This is a genomic window from Falsiroseomonas sp. RANM36, from assembly GCF_056682175.1.
This window is the reverse complement of sequence record NZ_JBWXTD010000007.1, coordinates 309,308-313,003: the sequence shown is the minus strand read 5'-3', so window position 1 is coordinate 313,003 and position 3,696 is coordinate 309,308. Positions and strand designations below refer to the sequence as shown.

Sequence of the window (3,696 nt, the reverse complement as noted above, 5' to 3'; positions counted from 1 at the left end):
GGGCGGTGGGGGGGGGGGGGGGGGGCGGGGGGCGGGTCGGGGGCGGGGGCGGGGGGATGGGCGGGGGCGGGGGCGGGGCGGATGGGAGCGGGCGGGGGAGCGGCGCCGGCCTTCAGCCGGCGCTCTCGACGTAGTGGCGCAGTTCCTCGGCCTCGTGCAGCGCCTCGTCGATGCGCGCCTTGACCAGGTCGCCGATGGAGACCAGGCCAAGCAGCCTGCCATCCTCGGCGAGCACCGGCAGGTGGCGCACGCGGCGATCGGTCATCAGGGAGAGCGCCTCCGTCACGGTCGTCCGCGGCGTCGCGGTGTGCAGCAGGCGCGTCATCATCCGCGCCGCCGGCAGGGCGACCGCCTCGGTGCCGTGGCTGGCGATGCAGCGCACGATGTCGCGCTCGCTGACGATGCCGAGCACCTCGCCGCCGGCGTCGCGCACCAGCGCCGCACCGATGCGGTGCTGGGCGAGGATGCGGGCGATCGCGCCCGTGTCGTCCTCCGGGCCGATGGAGACGACCTGGTTGCCCTTGCTGCGCAGGATGCTCCCGATATCCATGGCGTGGTCCCTTCCCGTGGGAAGCTCCAGGCTGGCAGAGCGGGCCAGGGCGAAGCAAGGAAAGGCTGTGCTGCGCTGCGGCAAGCACGCCCTGGTTGCAGGCGCGGCCGGGGCCGACGGGCCCAGGGCTAGGCCGGCTCGGCCCCGGCCAGCTGCGTGCGCACCAGTTCCGCGAAGCGGCCGCCAAGCTTCACCAGCTCGGCGAAGCCGCCGCGCTCCACGACGCGGCCGCCCTCGAACACCAGGATCTCGTCGGCGTCGCGCACGGTGGAGAGGCGATGGGCGATGATGAAGGTGGTGCGGCCGGCCATCAGCGCCCGCAGCGCCTTCTGCACGCGGGCCTCGGTCGCCGCGTCGAGCGCGCTGGTCGCCTCGTCCAGGATCAGCACCGGCGGATCCTTGAGCAGCGCCCGCGCGATGGCCAGGCGTTGGCGCTGGCCGCCGGACAGGGCCATGCCGCGCTCGCCCACCATGGTGTCGTAGCCCTGCGGCTTCATCGCGATGAAGTCGTGGGCTTCCGCCATGCGGCAGGCGCGCTCGATCTCCTCCTGCGTCGCGTCCGGGCGGCCGACCACGATGTTGTCGCGGATCGAGCGGTTGAACAGCAGCGCTTCCTGGAAGACCACGCCGATGTTGCGGCGCAGGCTCTCCAGCGTGATGTCGCGCAGGTCGTGGCCATCCAGCGTGATGCGTCCGTCCACCGGGTCCCACAGGCGCTGCAGCAGTGCCATGGCGGTGGACTTGCCTGCGCCGGTCTGGCCGACAAGCGCCACGGTGCGCCCGGGCGGGGCGTGGAAGTCGATGCCGTCCAGGATGCGCGGCCCGCCGGGATAGGCGAAGGCCACCTGCTCGAAGCGGACCTCGCCCTCCACGCGGCCGAGGACGAGGGCGTCGGTCTTCTCCGGCACCGAGGAGCGGCTGTCGAGAACGGCGAAGAACTGCTCGAGCGCCGGCGTCTGCAGCAGCAGGTGGGAGACGAAGGCGACCGCCCCTTCCAGGCGCGCGATCAGCAGCGTCGCGAAGCCCATGAAGGAGACGATCTCGCCCACCGTCGCCTGGCCGCGCAGATGCAGCACGGTGCCGAGCACGAAGATCAGGATGACGGTCAGCGTCGCCGCCGAGCGCGTCAGCACCGAGACCACCGCCCACCAGTTCAGCACCGGGAACTGGTGGTCCAGCACCTGGCCGACGATGTCGCGGAACAGCCGCGCCTCCGACCCCAGGCGGGTGAAGGACTGCACGACCATCACGTTGGACAGCGCATCCTGCGCGTTGCCGGCAAGCTGGGTGTGCAGCGCCTCCACCTGGCTCTGCGCCGCATGGGTCTTGCCGATCACCCAGGCCGAGACGACCGCGAAGAGCACGACCAGCGCGACCAGCAGCAGGCCGAGCCGCCAGTTCAGCACCAGCGTGAGCGGGAGCAGCACGCCGGCGGCGATGAAGGTGACGAGGTGCTCGCGGAAGAAGGAGAGCCAGAAGGCGAAGAGGTTGTCGGAGCCGAGCAGCATCACCTTCATCAGCCGGCCCGACTGCGTGTCGCCGTGGAAGGAGAGCGGCAGGGACAGCACGTGCTCGAAATAGCCGCCCATCACGGCGAGCCGGTTGCGATGCGCCATGCGGTCCGACAGCAGGGCCGCGGCGACATTCGCGCCGATGGAGGAGAGGCCGACCGCGGTCCAGAGGGCGAGCAGCGCGAAGGCCTCGGTCCAGAGCGCGTCAGGCCCGATCCGCTCGGAATGCGCCAGCAGGTCCACGACGCGGCCGAACAGCACGGGCTCGAGGAAGGAGAGGCCGGCAATCGCCAGCGCGGCGAAGACAAGCCCGGTGGCCACCCAGCGATCCGGCGCGAGCAGCGCCAGCACCCGCCAGTACACCTTCAGGAAACGCATGCGGCGGGCCCCTTCCGACTTCCGCGTGCCCCGGAGGTCCGGCGGCGCTGGAGTCCCCGGCGATAGGACTCGCCAAAATCCCGCCATCTTGCAAGCCGCGGCCGATCTGCGGCAGGAACGGCGGGCAAGCCAGCGGAGCGCCGGGTTCCGCCCCAGGAGGAGAACGACCATGAAGACCAGCCGTCGCGCCGTGCTCGGCGCCAGCCTCGCCGCTCCCCTTGCCCTGCCCGGCATCGCCCGCGCCCAGGCCTGGGCGCCCACGCGCACCGTGCGCATCGTGGTGGGCTTCACCCCCGCCGGCACGACCGACATCGCCGCGCGGCTGCTCGCCGAGCCCCTCGGGCGGCGGATCGGCCAGCAGGTGGTGGTGGAGAACCGGCCGGGCGCCGGCGGCAACCTGGGCAGCCAGGCCGTGGCGCAGGCCGACCCCGACGGGCACACGCTGCTGATGCAGACGATCAGCGGCGGCGCGATCAACTACGGCCTCTACGGCGCGCGCATGCCGATCAAGCCGGAGGATCTGGCGGCGGTCGGGCTGATGATCCGCGTGCCGAACGCGATCTTCGTCAACCCGAACGTCGCCGCCCGCACCCTGCAGGAGCTTGTGGCGCTGGCCAAGGCGCAGCCCGGCAAGCTCAACATCGGCTCCTCCGGCGCCGGCACCTCGCTGCACATGACGGGCGAGCTGCTGAAGCTGGAGGCGGGGATCGACATGACCCATGTGCCGTTCCGCGGCGCCGGCCCGATGCTGCAGGAGACGATCGCCGGGCGGATCGACGTGGGGGTGGACAACCTGCCCTCCGTGATCGGGCATCTGCGCGACGGGCGGCTGCGCCCGCTGGCGGTCACGACGAAGGAGCGCTCGCCGGCGATGCCGGACGTGCCGACCACGGCGGAGGCCGGCTTCCCCGGCGTGGAGGCGACCGCCTGGTTCGGCCTTCAGGCCCCGGCGCGCACGCCACGCGCGGCCATCCAGCGCTATTCCGACGAGCTGAACGCCATCCTGCGCGAGCCCGACATGCAGCGGCGCCTGGCGGATCTCGGCGGCATGGCGCCGAACCTGACGCCCGATGGCGGCACCAGCCCCGAGGCCTTCGAGGCCTTCATCAAGGCCGAGATCGCCAAGTGGGGCGAGGTGGTGCGGCGCTCCGGCGCGCGCATCGAGTAGCGGCCGCCGCCGCACCGGCGGGCCCCCCGGCGCGGGGCCCCCCGGGGCCGCCCCGCCCCCCCCCCGCCGCCCGCGCGGGGGGAGGGGGC

General features: G+C 73.0%; 3 protein-coding genes. 1 reads left to right on the top strand and 2 read right to left on the bottom strand.

Annotation, left to right across the window (positions count from 1 at the left end):
- Positions 1 to 112 precede the first annotated feature (112 nt).
- A complete protein-coding gene (locus tag AC1MIR_RS25640) occupies positions 113 to 550 on the bottom strand; it encodes a CBS domain-containing protein (protein ID WP_480031001.1) in 438 nt (145 codons plus the stop codon).
- Positions 551 to 678: 128 nt separating this feature from the next.
- Positions 679 to 2,439, bottom strand: a complete 1,761-nt coding sequence (locus AC1MIR_RS25635) for a glucan ABC transporter ATP-binding protein/ permease (RefSeq protein ID WP_480031000.1) — start codon at positions 2,437 to 2,439, stop codon at positions 679 to 681.
- A 169-nt stretch (positions 2,440 to 2,608) separates the two neighbouring features.
- Between AC1MIR_RS25635 and AC1MIR_RS25630 the strand changes: the two genes are divergently transcribed.
- Positions 2,609 to 3,607, top strand: coding sequence for a Bug family tripartite tricarboxylate transporter substrate binding protein (locus AC1MIR_RS25630; protein ID WP_480030999.1), 999 nt, complete (start codon positions 2,609 to 2,611; stop codon positions 3,605 to 3,607).
- Positions 3,608 to 3,696: the final 89 nt, after the last annotated feature.

Coding starts and splice junctions, on each gene's coding strand:
- AC1MIR_RS25630 (WP_480030999.1), top strand. CDS start 2,609: ATGAAGACCAGCCGTCGCGCCGTGCTCGGCGCCAGCCTCGCCGCTCCC.
- AC1MIR_RS25640 (WP_480031001.1), bottom strand. CDS start 550: ATGGATATCGGGAGCATCCTGCGCAGCAAGGGCAACCAGGTCGTCTCC.
- AC1MIR_RS25635 (WP_480031000.1), bottom strand. CDS start 2,439: ATGCGTTTCCTGAAGGTGTACTGGCGGGTGCTGGCGCTGCTCGCGCCG.